Source organism: Vibrio sp. 1CM2L (assembly GCF_023161695.1).
GTDB classification, from domain to species: Bacteria; Pseudomonadota; Gammaproteobacteria; order Enterobacterales; family Vibrionaceae; genus Vibrio; species Vibrio coralliirubri.
On record NZ_JALNTT010000002.1, the window covers coordinates 136,101 to 154,117 of the forward strand.

Consider the following 18,017-nt stretch of genomic DNA (forward strand, 5'->3'; position numbering starts at 1 on the left):
TTATTTTGGTTTATGACGAATAACCGTCACTAATAAGCGAAATAAGGAGAGAAACGTTTGATATTGAGCTGACGAGTCATGTTGCTCAACTGTTCTTCTCGGGTATCTTGAAACTCATCCAATCGCTGGTAAATAGTGAAGTATCGATTGATGTTGGCGACGTATTTGACAGGCTCTTGGCTAATATTTTGTTTTGCGACCACTTCAACGTGATTAAACCATTTATTTGGGTTGTAACCTTGCTTGGCGGCAAGCACACGCATTCGTCTGATCTTAGCAGGCCCAGCATTATAAGCGGCTAAGCTAAAATGAATCTTGTCGATATCCGAGATTTCAGGTAAATCGAAGTATCGGTCATAGATAAAACGCAGATACTTGCTGCCCGCATGAATATTGCTTTCTAAGTCGTAAACATTATCAATATCGACATACCAATCTTTTGCGGTTTTAGGCATCACTTGCATAATACCCACCGCACCACGATGCGATATTTTTGAGTTATCCAAGCCTGATTCTTGAAAAGCCATCGCTAACAAAATAAACCAATCGATCTCGAACTTTTCCCCATAAACCATGAACAGCTTTTCTAGCTTATCCCGCTCTTCATTTTGTATCGGGTTAGAGGCTCTATTCATCCATGACGTACTTTCGAGATAACGATTGTCGATGACATTACCCAGCAAAGTGCCCTGCTTTGAATCTTGCAAATATTGGTCGATTTTGGCTTTCAGTTGCGGGCTGTTTTTGCGAATCGCCCAAGCAATATCGCCATTGTGCCTAAAGGCAAGATTGTGATGGATTCTGATGTCTTGCTCTAAGTTACCCCACAGTTCAAGCTTGTGGCTATCCACGATGGTTGCGGTAATTTGTCCGCGTTTAATCAAATCGAGCAATTCAAGATCTTGGAGGTTGTCACTTAACAAATGGATATAGATGGGTGCTAAACCGTTCTTCTCTAGCTGTTTATTCACTGAGTGAACGCTGCTGATATAACTGGAGTTTTGTTTTAGCCAAACCTCTCTACCCTGTAACTGGGTGATGTCGTTAATCAAAGGTGTAGAACGGCTTGTCACTAGTAATTCATCAATGTCGCTACGAATGGGAATGCTGAAATCGACTAATTGCTCACGCTGTTTGGTCACTGTTAAGTTGGCGATGGCAATATCACCTTGCCCCTGATTCAAAGCATTGAGCAATTCGCTCCGTTCAACCGGAATCACCTTAACGCGCAGTAAAGGGTCACGCAGCTTTAACTCTTGATCAAAGTAATAAATCTGCTCGGCAAGAATCCCTTTCGGCTTACCATTTTCAATATGATAGAAACCCATATCACCAGACACTAAGACACGCACAACGCCTTTTTCACGCAACGCAGAGAAGTCACCCACATAGGATTCGAGTGCGTTGTCGGGTATTTCAAAACCAAGAGTCGATTTGGAAATAAGTGAAAGAAAAACCAACACCTTCGATAAACGTGAAGCGCCATTAAAATTCGTCATATTCAGTATTCCTAATGCGTTTGAGCCAAAACCCTCAATAGTGTTAGGTGTTGCTTGGGAGCTATCGGGCTAGAAGCGATTCAACGTAAAGGAACATTTCTTAACGTTGTTCGATTGCAATCTACGTTGATGAACAGAGTACGTTGATGTGTAAAGTGCGTTTGATGTTCAGAGCAATCTGGTGAGCGTTGTGGACCGTTTAGGCGTTGCTTTGATTCGTTACTTTTTATCAAGGGAAGCGAATTATACCGGAAACCATCAAGTCTGAAATAACGCACTGGCTATAGTAGATATAGGGGGCTCCTATAGATCTCCCCCTCTAAAAGCACCATCAGAAGTCACTCTTCGCAGTCTCTAATAAATCCCCAAATAGGCCAAATACCACTCAGCAGTTAATAATTTCATCATTAAGTTATTGATTGGTTTATAAATTCAGATATATCAAGTCAGCACTATTTTAATATTTTATAAATTATTTAAATTGAGATCCTGTGCTGCACAACGAAGTAAAAATGGCTGCCTAACTTTTGAACACATTCACGTTACTGATAGGTTAATCCTTATAGGGCAAATGCTCTATTAATGATAAAAATTAAAATAAGGATTATTTATGAGACCATCTATTTCTATCAGTATGGTGCTTGCAACGACAGTGGTTGGCTTCCAGTCTTTTGCGCAAAATATTGAGACAACTGATTCATTAGGTATTGCAGAAAGTAGCGCAGCGCAAAAGCAATCTCTGGCGTTGCAAATCAGTGCCCGCTACTCCGATCTTGAGCTTTCTTTAAAAGACCAGATAACAGAAAAGCAACTGTCTACACCGATAGACAAGCTTAACTCAGCCAAGCCCTACTCTGCATTTTCAAGTCGGATGCAGAAAGCGGATCTTGGTTATCGCAAGATGAAAGGGATCAACGACTTCAGCGACTCCGTGTTAGAGATTCGCATGGCTGATGAAGCGATGATCGAAGCTTGGAAGAATGGCGAAAACCCGCTGTTTGCATTTGAACCATCAGGTGATGATTCAAATTGGCAATACATTGAAGCGTATGACGTGTACGGACAGGTTCATGAACTAGATGTGTACCAAATGCCAGACGTCCCAGTGTTTGTGGTTGATAGTAACGGTGCGGAAGAGCTCAAAGCCGGCTTAATGGCAATGCAGGCAGAGATGCAGAAGCTGGGTACTACAACGCAAATCAATGTCGATAGCGATACCAATATCGACGGGAATAAAAGCAACGTCAGTAAATCTCAAAAGCCGTCCTTGATGAACAAGGCACACCGCTCGATGGCCTTGTCGGAACCTGAGCCATTGAATACCACGCAATTAACCAAAATCCGTTTGGCTGTTGACCAAGAGCCTTGGATCTCTGGGAAAGCGGAAATCTACGCGATCGTAACGGGCGTCGATTCAAGTCGTTTAGAGCCCCAAATAGACCTCGTTGAGATGCCTTATCTGGATTACGACAAACAGACGTACTACCCAAATCAGACCGTTATCTTCTGGCCTCGCTACCGCTGGGCCGCTGCTGATATGATCTTAATGGAGCACGATGATGGAACAGATTATAAAGCGCTAGCAAAACTCTTGGTTCAAGCCGCAGAAGAGATACTGAAGATGATTCCTGATCCAGAGGTTCAGGGCTATGCGATCATCCCTCAGATCACAGGCAAGATTATCGATGTGATTCCTGATGGCGTATTAGTCAATGACGATGACTTCGTGGATGTGTACTACACCTTAATGCAGAACACGCCTTATGTAGACCGTCCGGGCGCAGGCGGGAATGCTGTCGCATCGTTTGCACCAGTCACGATTTCGCCAACAGAGTAAGTCGTTTCTTATTGAGTTAGGGCTTAATCGCTAGGCCCTAACCCTTCATTATCGAAGCTAAGTAAAACACAAGAGACCTACTCAGAACCTAATTACAGGGAGTAATCAAACACAATGATGTCTTCTAAAAGCGGACGAAACACATCTTTCAGCGCATCATGCTCAGGGTGCGGAAGGTATTTCTGACGGCCTTCTTCATCGGCGAACGTCATTAACACCGAATGGGTATAACCTTGATTCTTGTTTTCAGGGCTGTCATTTAGCCCCCACTCTACTGAAGTCACCCCTTCAACTTTGTTTGGCATCGCTTCGAACAACATCTTTAGTTTTTGAACCTCTGAAGCCTCTGCGTTTTCTTTAAACTTAATCAGTAAAATATGACGAATCATTCCTGTTTCTTTTCGAGTCATTCCTAGTCCTTTTCGAATCGTTCGTTCGCTTGCTCGTTTGTCATGCTTAACCAGCACCGAGTCGCGTTCTTAAGTTAGAGGAGAACAAAATGCCACACGTTACACAACATGCCAAGGCTAGAACACTAGAGTTTATAAAATAACTCAAATCCCCAAACAAAAATGCTGCACCCAAGGGCGCAGCATTTCTTATGACAATGGTAAGCACGTTTTAACGTTAATCACGACGACCGGTAAGCTGGATCGTTTGGTCTTGATCGACGCTCTTGTGGAATTTTATTCCGCCATTAGCGGCGTCATTTCTTCCTTCAAGCACAGGCTCAGATTCAACACGCTCAGCCTTTACTTGATTACCTTCGCTTCTCGTCATATCGAGAGTACTCGCATAAGTACCGTCAGCCGCGAAAGCCGTGTTCATAGATAAAGCCATCAATCCAAGTGCGATTAACTTGTTCATACATCACCTCGTTGTATTTCTAATTCTTTGTTCGTTTGATATCTGTGTTTTTGTTGGGGTAACTCTAACAATCGAACATGAACCATTCGAGGAAAAGCAAGATTTACCAAATGGAAAATCAAGGGATTAGCGAAGTTTTGACGCTGTGCTGTCTTATCCGTTTTGCACTGCCACTATGATATTAGAGTCACATAATTTCTGTACGCCAACCGCACAGAGATTGCTGCCTATAAAAGGAATCATTTGGAGAAAATGTGGACATCAATCTAGATATTCAAAATATCCTCGTCATCAAGCGTATGTATGAACTTCGCAATGTTGGACTGGTGGCGGAGTCGCTAGGAAAAACCTCTGGGGCGATCAGCAAGAACCTCTCGAAGTTAAAGTTGCAGCTCGACGATCCACTGTTCATTCAAACCAAAAACGGGTTTGAACCCACGACTTTTGTTGAAACCAACATCGAAAATTTTGAGCAGATACTCAGCAGTATCGAAGCGATAAAGCATCAAGTATTTTCGCCGGAGACTTACCAAGGCAATATCAAAATCTACGCGAATACTCTGTTCTGGGAACGCTTTGGCTCGAAGCTCTTATTTGCTCTGACTAAAGCGGCACCGCATGCTCGCTATTCATTTCTTAGATGGGGAAGCAACGCGAGGAACAGGCTCATCGACGGTGAGGAATCCATTGCAGTTCACTACTTTGATGAAACCTTGCCACAGTCGATTTCTCAAAAGGCGTTCGGGGAAGGGAAAGTGGTTTTCTTCGTGAGAGACGATCACCCTGCGAAAGACTTTGAATCACTGGCCAACTATCCAATCGCTCTATTTAAAACACCAGGATGGAATGACAATAAATATCCGGTCCTTGAGCGTCTTGGAAATATCGGTTTTCACGTAAACCCAAGAGTGGAAGTCGACCACCCTGCGATGATTCACGATGTTATATTCAAATCCGACTATTTTGGTATCACTCTCAGTGGCAGCGTGCCAGAAGGCTGTCGCAGTATGGACTTGCCAGAACAATTGACCATAGATGTGAGCTATGTGATGAGCTGTCGCCGCTCGCAAAAAGACGCACCTTTGAATCAGTGGTTATTCCAAATGTTGAAATCTACCCTGAAAAACAAACAAGCGTAGTTCAGCTTTTAACGGGTTAGCTGCTTAAAGGCTTAACGGTTTAACTCCCCCTACCATCAAAAAAAGAAAAGGCTCCCGAGGGAGCCTTTGATTATATTTCTAGTGACTATTCGCTTATGTTTTTATTTTAAAATGCTTCTTCGAGCGTTTGTTCATTCTTCTTTTCTGTCTGTTTTTCAACGGTTTCAACCTCTTTCAAGCGTGCAGTAAAGTGTCTTAACACCGGTGGTTCGTAGGTAAAATCGAGCCCTTTCACTTGCCCTGCATTCTCTTTCACTTTTTCGAATGCTTCGATGATGAAATCCATGTGTGTTTGTGTGTAGGTCGCGCGAGGAATAGTAAGGCGCAATAACTCTGCAGGGCATGGATGTTGTTCGCCCGTGGCAGGATCGCGACCTTGCAATAAGGAACCAATCTCAACCGCTCTGATACCCGCGACTTTGTACAACTCGCATGCCAAAGCATGTGCTGGGAACTGCCCCGCTGGAATATGAGGAAGCAGTTTACCCGCATCGACAAACGCAGCATGACCACCCGCTTGTTGGCACACGATACCTATCGCTTCTAATCCATCAACTAAGTACTGAACCTGACCAATACGATACTCTAACCAATCTTGGCGCATGCCGTCATAAAGGCCGACCGCAAGACGCTCCATCGCGCCACCTTCTAAGCCACCATAGGTTGGGAAGCCCTCTTGCACGACACACAAGGTTCGACACTCTGTGTACACATCCATGAAAGCGTCGTCTTTAAAGCACAACAAGCCACCCATTTGGACCATGGCATCTTTCTTGGCAGACATCGCTAAGCCATCCGCGTATTTGTAAGACTCACGCGTGATCTGTTCGATTGTCCAATCCTGATAACCCGCTTCTCGTTGTTGAATGAAGTAAGCATTTTCAGCGTAGCGCGCAGAGTCCATGATCACAGGAATGTCGTACTTCTGAGCGATTTCATACACGGCTTTTAGATTGGCGATCGAGACAGGCTGCCCACCAGCAGAGTTACAGGTAATGGTACTTACGATGTAAGGAACATTGGCTGCGCCCGCTTCTAAGATCGCTTCTTCCAGCTTCACCACATCGAAGTTGCCTTTGAAATCCGCATTCACAGAGGTATCAAACGCTTCTTTGGTATAAACGTTTTTAGCCACACAGCAATTCACTTGAGTGTGACCTTGTGTTGTATCGAAGAAGTAGTTCGACAGAGCGACCATTTTGCTTCGGTCGAGCCCTTTCTCCATTTCGCGCTTTTTGATAAGAACCGGAATGTAGATCTGCTCTGCACCGCGTCCTTGGTGTGTTGGAATCGTCAACTCGTAACCGAAGATATCCTTAACTGCATTCGACAATGCGTAGTAACTGCGACTGCCACTGTAAGCTTCATCACCCATTAACATCGCGGCTTGCATACGCTGAGTAATAGAGCCGGTTCCGCTGTCTGTCAGTAAGTCGATAAACACATCATCACTGTCGAGCAAAAATGGGTTCATGCCCGCGTCGACAATGGCTTGTTCACGATAGGCGCGAGTTGTTCTTTTTACTGGCTCTACGACGCGAATACGAAACGGTTCTGGTAGATGTTTGAAGTTTTCCATAATAATACCTTTCAATACATTCCGATCAGGTCGAAATGTATTTTCTTTAGATGTCACGAATCCTCACCATTAAATTAACAGTTCCGTATAAAGACACACAGAAAATTAATAGTGAAAATAAAAAATTAAATAATGACTTATTAATCAAACCTAAACAGAGGCTAAGATAATTAGCGAGAACGACAAAACAACGAACACCTTGCACGAAATAATAAGTGCGACATTCATGCGTTCAAAGGTTATCAAAGCTGCTGATAGGTAAACAAAGCACGCTGCTTTGCTGGCGCGTGACGCCTAGAGGGTACTACTCTGAAGAAAGGTGGAACGAGAGCTGGTGATCTAAGGTATACCAAGCTAACAAGGTTAGCCAAGTTGTTGATTGCCATTTCAGATACATGTTCACAATATATCCCTACGTTGAAATCAAGATGATCCGAAATTTAAATATAGTGCAATTGTTTTATAAATAAAGCTTAGAGAAGTATAAATGTGATCAATATTTAGAATGGTAATTAAATACGATAGCGTGTTATATAAACTGTGAATCACAGCTGTTTATATACTATTAAACTAGTTCAGCGAGAACCTTAATAATATCGAATCTCTTTTAAACTCATTACCTCTCTAATAAGGGACGAAGATTGCTGTTTTCTAAAAACTCCATCTTCTAGAGAGCTAAAAAGCTAAGCTCTAAAACTCGCCGATCTAGAAAAGATAAGTTCTGATGAGTCTCAAACCTCACCAGAACCGTATTCGCAGTGAATGACTTACTTCTTCTTAACAGCTTGCTTGATGGCCATTTCAGCCAGTTTTGGGGTCGCTGCTTTCAATGCGCTGGGTGCCACCTTCTTACCCACTTTGACTGCTTTATTCAGTTGGCCTTTAACCGACGAGCCTCTTTTCATGGCTTCTAAACGTTGGCGGTTTCTCTGCACGTTATTTGCGTCAGCGATACGCTCGATCAACGTCTGCCTTAAAGTATCTAAACCAAACTGTACCTTGTTTGGCGCAATCGCTAACGGCAAAGCAATGTCCGGCAGCAGAAGTGTTTGATTGTATTCAAGCGCTTGAGCAATGATCTTCGCTTTGGCCGATGTTGGGTTCTCTAAGTCATACGGTGGCTGCCAATCGTCTACAGGCTTTAATCGGTCTACCTGATTAACAACCGAAACAACTATCGGCTTCTTACGTGAGATGTTCTTAGGATCGTCATAGAAAGCATCAAATCTATCTTTCAACTGCTTATCCAAATCACGTGCAGATTGATTGGCTTTAAGCACCCATAACACTACGTCGGCTTGGGTCATCTCTTTCAGCATTAAGGCTTCGGTTTTAGGGTTGCCATCAAGCCCTTGGAGATCAACAACGCGAACATCATTATCGTCGACAAACGCGTTGTAAACCGTTGAAGTATCGGTTGATGGCAGTACATCGACTTCGGCAACCAGCTCCTGCTTAAGGGCATTAATCAGTGAGGATTTACCCGAACTTGTTTGCCCCACCAGCACAATCCGTACTGGCTCTAATTCAGGAGCAAAACGTTGTTCGTCGACTTCTGAAACATCAGATGCTGTTAACGCTTCGTCTTCAATGCTGAACCGTCCGCTATAAAGATCAATCGCCACCGCTGCCACTTCATCTAACAAGGCTTGTTTAGCGACGTATTGCATGTCATCGACCACACCTCTTGTCATCGATGCGGTCGCTTGTTCTCGACCCAAATCGGAAATCACTTTTAGTGGGTTCAAATAGAGGTTTTTAAGGTGATTCCCCCAAATAGCGGCCTTAACGATCTTCTGCCCTAGCTCGCCATATTTGTCATAGGCTTCATAGCCCGCTTTGATGTAAGAAACCTTGAGATACTCAATACCAGGTATATGCTCTCGCACTACCAGTTTGTAGCGTCGGCTGACTTCTTCGAACAACTTTAGCCCTTCAGGAATCGAAAAATCGAGCGATTTCTTCTCAAACTTTTTCGCAACGAATTCAAGTACCTCTAAACCGGTTTGGTCTAGGTTGCCCCACTCTATGTCGACCATTAATTGTTGGCGTACATGGTGTTTTGAATCATTCCAGATCAACAGTTCTTTTTGAGACCAATCAGCCGAAGCCTTAACCAATGCATCGTTGATATCAGCTTTTGTATGTTGTGATTCAGATTCAGAAACATCCTCACCAAGGTCGTCGCTCTCTTTGTTTGAGAAGGGCTCCGTACTTGAAGATCGGCGTGAAGAATCGCGTGAAGAACGACTAGAAATAAACAAAGGAATGGTGAACACCAAGGTACTCACGGCAATGGCAATCGACATTTCGAGTAGGTAACCGTATTTGACCGCCAAGAAGACACCAAAACCCATCATGATAATGCTTGGGAAAATGGCCGAAATCAGGGCAATGCCCCAGCGGCCGCTCGATAGCACCGCCAGTAATCGAAATAGGTTTCTAATTTTCTTCATAACCCGACGCCGCCTTTCCTTTTTTCAGGGATTCTTTGTAGATCTTCTGCATCTCTTGTTCAGACACTTCTTCACCTTTGTTCTTATGATAGAAGTAAAAACAAGCCGCGCGACCTAAACCATAAGAGGTGCCGAAACTCATTGCCGCTGCAGCCACCGCACCTACCGTTTGACCATAAACTGGAATCAGCTTTATCAACTGTCGAGTACCCAGCTTCATTCCGTATTGCAAAGCAAAGCTGCTTCCGAGAGTGCCTATCAATTCACTGAAGACTCGCTTGTTCCACTCGACCCCATATTGATTCGCCAAGCTGTGAAGCATTTTGGCTTGAATCGCAGGTACCGACACCAAACCAACACCCGGAATCAAGTCGCTCGCTGCCGCACTTCCTGCATACCAAAGCACTTCGTTTTCTACTTGATCAAAGTTGGCTTCTTCTTGCGTGGAGTGCTCTTTGTCTTGCACCATCATTCCGATCACCGGAAGAATACTGGTCAGCTTTTCTAACAAGATGTCATAGTTGTAAATTGAACCACTGTTATTGCTCGAGTCATCCGTTTCGAAATCGACCGCAACCGATTCAAACTCTTTACCCCAAGCCTTCTCTACTTGGTTAGTGTTGAACTGAATTTGCCTTGCTCGATCTGGTTCACTGGAAGACAACACCGCCGTATGAACCAGCAACAAGTGTTTAATCTTTTTCTGTTTCTTAATCTGTTTTAGAGCCGTAAGCACCGCGGATTGTTCAGGTTCGTCGGCTTTCATCACAACGACTAACGCATTACCTGCCTGACCGATCTCTTCCAGATCCTCTTTCGCATCGTAATTCGCTTCACTTAAACCTCTGGTATCGAGAAAGCGCATCACGGGTTTGTCTTGCGGAAACTCATACGACATCGCTGTCATGGTACAGGGAGCAAAACCATTGCCCACTTCGACAGAAGAGTCGCCAGTAACCGCTTGAATAAACGATGACTTGCCCGCCCCCGTTTTGCCCAACAGCCACAATGTAGGAAGATGCTTGCGCTGATATTCATGGGCCAGAGTCAAGTCTGGGTTCTTGCTCGGATTAATGAAGTCTTTTATTTGATCAAACATGTTTAGAGTAACGCTCACTTGATGTTGAGATTCGAGTTGATGACAAAGCAATACTGACTTATATAATCACAAATCATATTAAACTTATGTTTGTTCAGTCGCACAGGTTTACAATGCCTAAATGCTTGTTTTTATTTGCGCGCTCATTTTTATAGACGCTTTTTTATACGTGCGGGTATCATCGTATTGATTCGCGTACCTAACGAACATCAACAAACACAGAGAGCTCAAAGAGAAGTATGGAACAAATTTATTTAGCTGGTGGTTGCTTGTGGGGTGTACAAGAATTTATTAAGTACGTTCCTGGTGTTATCAGCACAGAAGCAGGTCGTGCCAATGGAAGCGCCCAGCCAACAGAGAACAAGACGACTCAAAGCAACGGCACACAAAACGATTACGATGGCTACGCAGAGTGCGTACAAATTGAATTTGATCCAAGCATCACGTCAGTCACGATTTTGATGGAACACTTGTTTGAGATTATCGACCCTTACAGCGTGAATAAACAAGGTGTCGATGTCGGAGAGAAATACCGCACAGGCGTTTACAGCACTAACGCAGAACACTTAACCGAAGCTAAGCACTATATTTCTTCAAGAGATGATGCCGACCGCATCGCTGTTGAAGTATTGCCATTGACTAATTATGTCGCCAGCGACGACATCCACCAGCATCACTTAAGTCACTTCCCTGAAGATCACCACTTATGTCATATCCCTTGGGATCTGCTGCATAAGTATAAATCACAATAGTCACGACGTAAGATTGAGATGGTCAAGACCTAAGATCGATAAAGCCTCAACAGACATTATCTGTTGAGGCTTTTTAAGTGTTATGGTCAGGACTGCTATCGTGAATTGATTTGATAGCTCAAACCATTAAGCCATTAGCCATTAGCCATTAACTAATAAATTACTTAGTCGTATTCTCAAGTACGTAGTCCGGACCCGCTGTTTCAGCCGTCACGACCGCAAGTTTAGACACGTCTGCGCCTTCACCTTGGTAAGCGTTAATGCCGTTTTCTACAACGACTTTTGGTAATTCTACCGAGTAGCCTTCGATCAGTTCAGAATCCGTTACTTGGCCTACGTAGGTTTCGTCTGTGTAGGTTGCGCCAACTAATGGGAAGTCTTGCGTTGCACGGACACTTACAAATTCAGGTGACTGCGAGTTATCAACCACGTTGTGTTTGAACGCCACATCAACGCCAGCATAAATGCCTTCCACTTCTGCGTTGTTGAACAGGCTTACACGGTGGCTTTGGTTGCCGTAAACAATGCCCCACTCAGTATCAACTAGCGAGTTGTTCTCGATCGTGATGTTTTTCGGTGTCCACTGCTTGTTCAGCTCTTTGCCTTTCACCGATTGATCTAGCTGCTCACCATTCGCTACGTCGATGATGCCCGTGTTAATAACAATGCCGCCACGTAGGTCTGCGTTGCCTTCAATCACACCATCACGACCACGAGTGTTGGCAATGTAGTTATTGCGAATCACATGATCTTCATCGTAGATACGAATGCCGCCCGTTAGACGCTTCTCGTTACCCAGAATCATGTTGTTCTCAACTGTGTTGCCTTTACCGTGGCGCAGTGAAATAAGAGCTGCACTTTGGAAGATCGTGTTGCCTGAGATCGTGTTGTCGCCCGACTTAATCGAGATAAGCTCACGCTCACCATCCATATCGATCATTAGGTTGTTCACGAACTTAGAACTTGAATCCCACTGTGAAGATTTAGAATCACCAATACGGATCGCTTCCCAGCTGTTGCCGTTGTAACGAATCGCTTCTTTGATGTCGAATTCGTTGAACTGGTTAGGCTTTTGATCCATGAAGATGTTATTCGCGATCAGGTGGTTGTCAGCTGTGTCATCTTTTTGTACACCAATCAAAGTGCCGCGTTTTTGCTTACCTTCGAAACGGTTGTTGATGACTTTGCCGTCTTTACCCCATAGAGAAACCCAAAGGTACTTTGGATACTCAGAACGACGCTCATCTGGCTCGTACGTGTAATCATGGTTGAAGTAGTAGAATGTTGAGTTTTGAAGCGTATTGCCATTACCCATCATACGAACTGCGCCAAAACGTTCGTTAGGACCGCCCTCAGTAAATACCAAGCCATCAAGCGTGATGTCATCGCCTTTCAGTTCAAACTGAATCAAACCAGTGATCCACGCAGAACCTGCTTGCTCAGCCTTGATAGTGATATCATTCGCCGTAATCGTCACTTGACCTAAGTTCGCGTATTTACCGGCAGGGATAACCACTTCGTCGCCATCTTTTAGGTTTTCAAATTGTGCTTTAAGCGCAGCCACTTGATCTTCCGAAGCAACGGCTAAAGTGTCGCCATCGACCTCAGTTAAGCGGTCACTGCTCAATAGGTAACTACGGTCGATTTCGCTAACAGCAGGCGTAGCTTGTTCAGCGACACTGACTACGGGTGCTGTTTTTTCTTGTGTTGTACAGCCTGTTGCAAAAGCGAGTGTGAACGCGCTAATAATGCTTACCGATAATAGTTTTTTGTTCATCGTACATCTCACATTAAAGTTTGGATTATAAAAATGACGGCCACCCATTTAGGTGGCCGTGATGTTATTTAGGATGCGTATTAAATTAGCCTTCGGCTGGAGTGACTTCGTCTTGTTGCTCGACTTTGTCATCGACTGCTTTAACAAGTAACAGACCAACAGAGAACACAATCAAGCCACACAGAACGAATACCATGCGTCCCCACATTGGGTTTGGCAGTACGAACATAGTCATTACGCCCACACCCGCTACCGCGATAAGTGAACCCAACATACGACGTTGCTTGTTATCCAGTTTCTTCTGTTCATTACTTTCAGCAACTAGTGGTGTCGCTAGGTTGTTGAAGAACTTGTCTACGTCTTTCTCACGGTGCTCAGCAAGAGGCTTGTAGAACAATGTTGAAAGAACAAAGAAGCCAGCAGTAAATATGATGTGACCGATAAGGCCGATAGCCACTTTCAGGTCAGCCCACTCACGACCAGTTAGTTCATTTAGACCGAACCAGTTTTGAATCATGTCCGCTGTAATAACGAAACCAACGAAGTAAGAAACCACACCACCTACAACTAGCGTACCCCAACCTGCCCAATCCGGTGTTTTACGGATGAAGAAGCCACAGAATGCTGGAATTGTCATTGGGAAGCCGATCAATGCGCCCACGTACATCATGGTGTCGAAAAGGCTCAGACCTTTAAGAGAGTTGATGAACAAAGCAACCAAGATGATCGCGATGCCGAAGAAAGTAGACGTTAGCTTAGAAACAACCATTAGCTCTTTCTCTGTCGCTTTAGGGCGAAGAATCGGCTCGTAGAAGTTCTTAACGAAGATACCTGAGTTACGGTTTAGACCAGAGTCCATTGAAGACATAGTCGCAGCAAACATGGCGGCAATCAGAAGGCCAACCATACCTGCAGGCATGTATTCTTGAACAAAGTAAAGGTAAGCGAAGTCAGCGGCTTTGCTGCCAGCTTCTGGGTAAGCTGCTGCTAAATCAACACCTTGACCAGCCATGAACCAAGAAGGCATGAACCAGATGATTGGACCAAGCGTCATTAGTACACAAGCAAGCAGTGCTGCTTTACGTGCGTTGTTTGAATCTTTCGCAGCAAGGTAGCGGTAAGAGTTAAGCATGTTGTTGGTAATGCTGAACTGCTTTAAGAAGATGAACACAGCCCAGATGCTGAAGATGCTCATGTAGTTCAGGTTATCACCCGTAATGAATGAATCTGTTGGGAAGTCGTTAACGATCTGCGTAACGCCGCCACCGTGGTAAATAGCAACCACAGCACACGTCACCGTTACCGCCATGATGATAACCATCTGCATAAAGTCAGATGCGATTACCGCCCAAGAGCCGCCCGTTACTGACATCACCAGTACAACCAGACCCGTTAGGACAATCGTCGTTGTCATATCAAAGCCGAAGATACCCGATGCGATGATCGCAAGACCGTTCAACCAGATACCAGCAGAGATAACGCTGTTTGGCATGCCAGACCAAGTAAATACTTGCTCATTCACCTTACCAAAACGCATACGAATCGCTTCAATTACCGTCACAACACGCAGTTGGCGGAACTTCGGAGCGAAGTAAAGGTAGTTCATTAGGTAACCGAATGCGTTCGCGATGAAGATAATCGCTACGGCAAAACCATCGGTAAAGGCTTTACCTGCTGCACCAGTAAATGTCCAAGCACTGAACTGGGTCATAAATGCGGTTGCACCTACCATCCACCACAGCATATTACCTCCCCCACGGAAGTAATCACTTGTCGTACTTGTAAACGTTCGGAACATCCACCCTATCGCAATTAAGAATAGGAAGTAGATGCCAACTATCAGGGTATTGAGTTCCATCGTTAGACCTTTTATTTATGTTTTTTTGTTGAGGTCACTATAGATAGATGGCAAGTATATTTGTACTACAATAACCCAAATGCGTGACAGTGATCTTACAGTCTGACAGTCAATTAATCATACAAGTGATCGAGTTCAAAGTTGCACCACCTAGGAGCGCAATTCCTCAAGTCAGTGCAGTTATCCGTACCAAATTTCGACAAAAAACCCGAAAAACATGAACAAAGCCTCTAAAAACCGAAGAGTCATCGTTAAAAACTATTATTCTTGACGATCAAAGCTCAAAGAAGAACAGCAAAAATATCGTTAGATATAATTTATAAACATGAATCAAACCAACACATTTGTAGTACAAATAGGATTGAAAATTTGCTTTGAAAAGTTCCCTATATTAGGCAGCCAATAATGAAAACTTGAAAACCACTATTAGATACTGACAGGGATACACGGAAGTGAAATGCTTTTAACACACCCGTTACACTTTCCCCGTCCAATAAAAAGGTGTCATTATGAAGAAATACGTTCCAATCTTAATTGCTCTTAGTACGGTATCTTCTATGAGCTATGCAGCAACACCACGTGAAGATGCTGTTGACTACTTACAGATGCGTAAAGGCGTGGCTTACCAAGTAAACCATTCAAAACCCTTCACTGGTCAATTTGAAGAGAAGTTCGATAACGGCCAAGTCGCGACCCAAGCTCAGTTTGCCGATGGCTTAGAACTTGGGCTAGAAACTAACTGGTATCCGAATGGCCAAGTCGCTTCTAAAGTGAATTACGTAAAAGGTGAACTGCAAGGCAAAGCTGAAACCTGGTATCCAAACGGACAGAAAAAAGCAGAACTCAATTATAAAGACAATGAACTATCGGGCACCGCCTCTCGCTGGTATCCCAATGGGGAACAAAGCCTGACAGCTGAATACAGTGGCGGACAAAAAGATGGATTGGTAACGGACTACTACCCGAACGGTAACAAGGCCAGCCAAGCGAAGTTTGATGAAGGTGAAGTCGCGAACGGAAAACTTACTCGCTGGAATACTAACGGTGACAAGGTTGAAGAACTGACCTTTAAAGACCACAAAGTCACCTCTAAACAGGTGTGGATGCCTACAGAAAGCTAAGCCTCAAGAACGGCTCTCACTGAGCTCTTTGATATAGCTAAACGCCTGCTGTTAAAGTTTGCAGCTGCACGTCTGCAACTAAGAGACAAGAGAAGAGAAACGAACATTCATGTGATTAAGCGTGAATGTTCGTGGCTTTTTCACTTGCTCTTTTCACGACCTCTTCCCTCGTCACTTCCTTCCAACTTTGCCTATCTCCCTTCACTGTTATTTACAGCACTCTATCTAGTGATAAAACAATCACCAATAGTCATTGAAAATAATAAATATTTAACTTGCGCATAACCTTTCCATAAAATACTGTAAGCAAACGTTTCCGTTGCGAGTCAGATCTCAATTACCGACCTCGTAAGCTATCTACACGCAAATAAGAGAAACACGATTCCAAATACGTTGTTGAGTCATATTGTTTTGCTTTGGTGCCCGCCTATGAAAATTAAAACCTCCCTTTTTAGCCTTGCTTGTTTATCCATTGTCTCTTTATTGGTTGTCGTTTCATTTACTGAAATCGCCAATCTAAAGCTGATCAAATTAGAGAAAACCTTGATCAAGGTGAAGTCGCTTGAAGTTTCTATGCTTCAACTGAATCGAACAGAACTAGAGTTTTTGATCAGTCACGACAAAACCCTCAAGCCTGAATTCGCCAAAGAGTATTCACACTTCCAACAGTTGATGAATAGCTTCTCTGTTTTACTTGAAGAGTCAGACATAGCGGTGCCTGAGCTAGATAAGCTCAATCGAGAAGTGAAGCAATACAACAAAGACTTTTCCTTAATGGTAGACGCGATAGACCGTAACCCGGAAAAGGTCAGTGAACTGAAATCAGAAATGAAAATGCTGTTTGAAGATATCATCTCTATATTCACCGGCGTTGAAGTCCGTTTAGAACAACAGGTCGAATCGATTCAACAAACCATTACCACGTTTATTGTGAGCTCAGTACTTGCCGTCACGGTATTACTGATGGCCTTATCTTTTGGGATCTCATCGCGTGTTGCAAACAAGATAGCCTCATTAAACGCAACTATGTTGCTCGTCTCCCAACAACGTGACTTTACCGTCACAGCGGAAGACAGCGGCTCAGATGAAATTGCTGAGATTGCCAAGTCGTTTAACACCGTACTAGAAGACATTCGCCAACTTGTTGGTCAAGTGCAGGGGTCGATTCAGGAGCTGGGCAACATTTCCAACCAGTTGCAACACGACGGTATCGAAGTGGAAGGCGCGTTGAATAAGCAGCAACAACAAACAGAAAATATTGCGACCGCGATAAACCAGATGGGCAGCAATATCCAAAATGTGGCCAACAACAGTGAAAACGCGTCATCAAATGCGCAAACCAGTTTCGCCACCGCGAATGATGGCCTGAACGATGTAGCCTTCACCAGAGACACAATCAATACTCTTTCAACCGATCTCGTGAGCGCGAGTGAAGAAGTGAATCGTCTTTCTGTTCATTCCGAGAAGATCAATACCGTGCTAGAGGTGATTAAAGACATTGCTGAACAAACCAACCTACTCGCTTTGAATGCCGCCATTGAAGCAGCGCGCGCTGGAGAACAAGGTCGTGGTTTTGCGGTTGTTGCGGATGAGGTAAGAACCTTGGCAGGCAGAACACAACTTTCAACCGAAGAGATCTCAACCATTATTCAAGGGGTTCAAGACCAAACCCAAATGGTGGTTAACACGATTCAAAATTGTTGTGAGAAAGGGAATACCAGTGTCGACTCTTGTGAGAAGGCACATTCTAGAATCACATCGGTTATCGCAGATATGGAAACCATTCTAAATAACAGTTTAGAGGTATCCAATGCCATGAAGGAGCAAAGTGAGGTCACATCAGAGATCATCGAAAATGTAGATGCCATCAAACAGCTGACAATGACCAATGTGAAAAGTGCTTCAAAAAACGCAGCTTCTGCAACTTCAGTCGTAGAGCAAACAGACTCACTTGAACGTGCTGTCATCAACCTAAAAGCCTAGCTATTAAGCCGTGGTTTACACGCTTATTA

General features: G+C 44.0%; 13 protein-coding genes. 5 read left to right on the top strand and 8 right to left on the bottom strand.

The genetic code is table 11. From position 1 onward, the window contains the following. Window positions 1–29 precede the first annotated feature (29 nt). On the bottom strand, window positions 30–1,499 hold the full coding sequence (locus MSG34_RS05930; RefSeq protein ID WP_282449661.1) for a transporter substrate-binding domain-containing protein: 1,470 nt from the start codon (window positions 1,497–1,499) through the stop codon (window positions 30–32). A gap of 610 nt (window positions 1,500–2,109) precedes the next feature. Here MSG34_RS05930 and MSG34_RS05935 point away from each other — a divergent pair. Continuing rightward, entirely contained in the window at window positions 2,110–3,336 is a 1,227-nt protein-coding gene (locus tag MSG34_RS05935) for a DUF3103 domain-containing protein (protein WP_248336659.1), read from the top strand. A gap of 92 nt (window positions 3,337–3,428) precedes the next feature. Here the strand turns inward: MSG34_RS05935 and MSG34_RS05940 are convergent, their stop codons facing one another. Together MSG34_RS05940 and MSG34_RS05945 are read right to left on the bottom strand one after the other, a co-directional pair. Continuing rightward, complete coding sequence (locus MSG34_RS05940) at window positions 3,429–3,746, bottom strand: Dabb family protein (protein WP_248336661.1); 318 nt, start codon at window positions 3,744–3,746, stop codon at window positions 3,429–3,431. A gap of 217 nt (window positions 3,747–3,963) precedes the next feature. Beyond that, on the bottom strand, window positions 3,964–4,203 hold the full coding sequence (locus MSG34_RS05945; protein ID WP_017101685.1) for a hypothetical protein: 240 nt from the start codon (window positions 4,201–4,203) through the stop codon (window positions 3,964–3,966). Between the two features lie 254 nt (window positions 4,204–4,457). On the opposite strand from MSG34_RS05945, the gene MSG34_RS05950 reads away from it, so the two are divergent. Further along, on the top strand, window positions 4,458–5,342 hold the full coding sequence (locus MSG34_RS05950) for a LysR family transcriptional regulator (protein ID WP_052878540.1): 885 nt from the start codon (window positions 4,458–4,460) through the stop codon (window positions 5,340–5,342). Window positions 5,343–5,469: 127 nt separating this feature from the next. Here MSG34_RS05950 and tnaA read toward each other — a convergent pair whose 3' ends face one another. The 3 genes from tnaA to MSG34_RS05965 form a co-directional block, all read right to left on the bottom strand. Next, window positions 5,470–6,942, bottom strand: coding sequence for a tryptophanase (gene tnaA, locus MSG34_RS05955; RefSeq protein WP_248336663.1), 1,473 nt, complete (start codon window positions 6,940–6,942; stop codon window positions 5,470–5,472). Window positions 6,943–7,709: 767 nt separating this feature from the next. Beyond that, window positions 7,710–9,398: a GTPase gene (locus MSG34_RS05960; protein ID WP_248336665.1), complete on the bottom strand. Its 1,689-nt coding sequence runs from the start codon at window positions 9,396–9,398 to the stop codon at window positions 7,710–7,712. Next, window positions 9,385–10,497 carry a GTPase gene (locus MSG34_RS05965; RefSeq protein WP_248336668.1) on the bottom strand — a complete coding sequence of 371 codons (1,113 nt, stop codon included), beginning with the start codon at window positions 10,495–10,497 and terminating at the stop codon, window positions 9,385–9,387. Before MSG34_RS05965 ends, MSG34_RS05960 begins: the two co-directional genes overlap by 14 nt. A gap of 239 nt (window positions 10,498–10,736) precedes the next feature. On the opposite strand from MSG34_RS05965, the gene MSG34_RS05970 reads away from it, so the two are divergent. Next, the gene (locus MSG34_RS05970; protein ID WP_248336670.1) at window positions 10,737–11,249 is read left to right on the top strand and encodes a peptide-methionine (S)-S-oxide reductase; all 513 of its coding nucleotides are present in this window, start codon (window positions 10,737–10,739) and stop codon (window positions 11,247–11,249) included. Window positions 11,250–11,409: 160 nt separating this feature from the next. On the opposite strand, the gene MSG34_RS05975 is transcribed toward MSG34_RS05970, so the two are convergent. Both MSG34_RS05975 and MSG34_RS05980 read right to left on the bottom strand, forming a co-directional pair. After that, window positions 11,410–13,026, bottom strand: a complete 1,617-nt coding sequence (locus MSG34_RS05975) for a polysaccharide lyase 6 family protein (protein WP_050653384.1) — start codon at window positions 13,024–13,026, stop codon at window positions 11,410–11,412. A gap of 85 nt (window positions 13,027–13,111) precedes the next feature. After that, window positions 13,112–14,884 carry a transporter gene (locus MSG34_RS05980; protein WP_017061461.1) on the bottom strand — a complete coding sequence of 591 codons (1,773 nt, stop codon included), beginning with the start codon at window positions 14,882–14,884 and terminating at the stop codon, window positions 13,112–13,114. 509 nt (window positions 14,885–15,393) lie between these two features. Between MSG34_RS05980 and MSG34_RS05985 the strand changes: the two genes are divergently transcribed. Both MSG34_RS05985 and MSG34_RS05990 read left to right on the top strand, forming a co-directional pair. Next, complete coding sequence (locus tag MSG34_RS05985; protein WP_050712686.1) at window positions 15,394–16,005, top strand: toxin-antitoxin system YwqK family antitoxin; 612 nt, start codon at window positions 15,394–15,396, stop codon at window positions 16,003–16,005. Between the two features lie 429 nt (window positions 16,006–16,434). After that, window positions 16,435–17,988, top strand: coding sequence for a methyl-accepting chemotaxis protein (locus MSG34_RS05990; RefSeq protein WP_248336673.1), 1,554 nt, complete (start codon window positions 16,435–16,437; stop codon window positions 17,986–17,988). Window positions 17,989–18,017 lie beyond the last annotated feature (29 nt).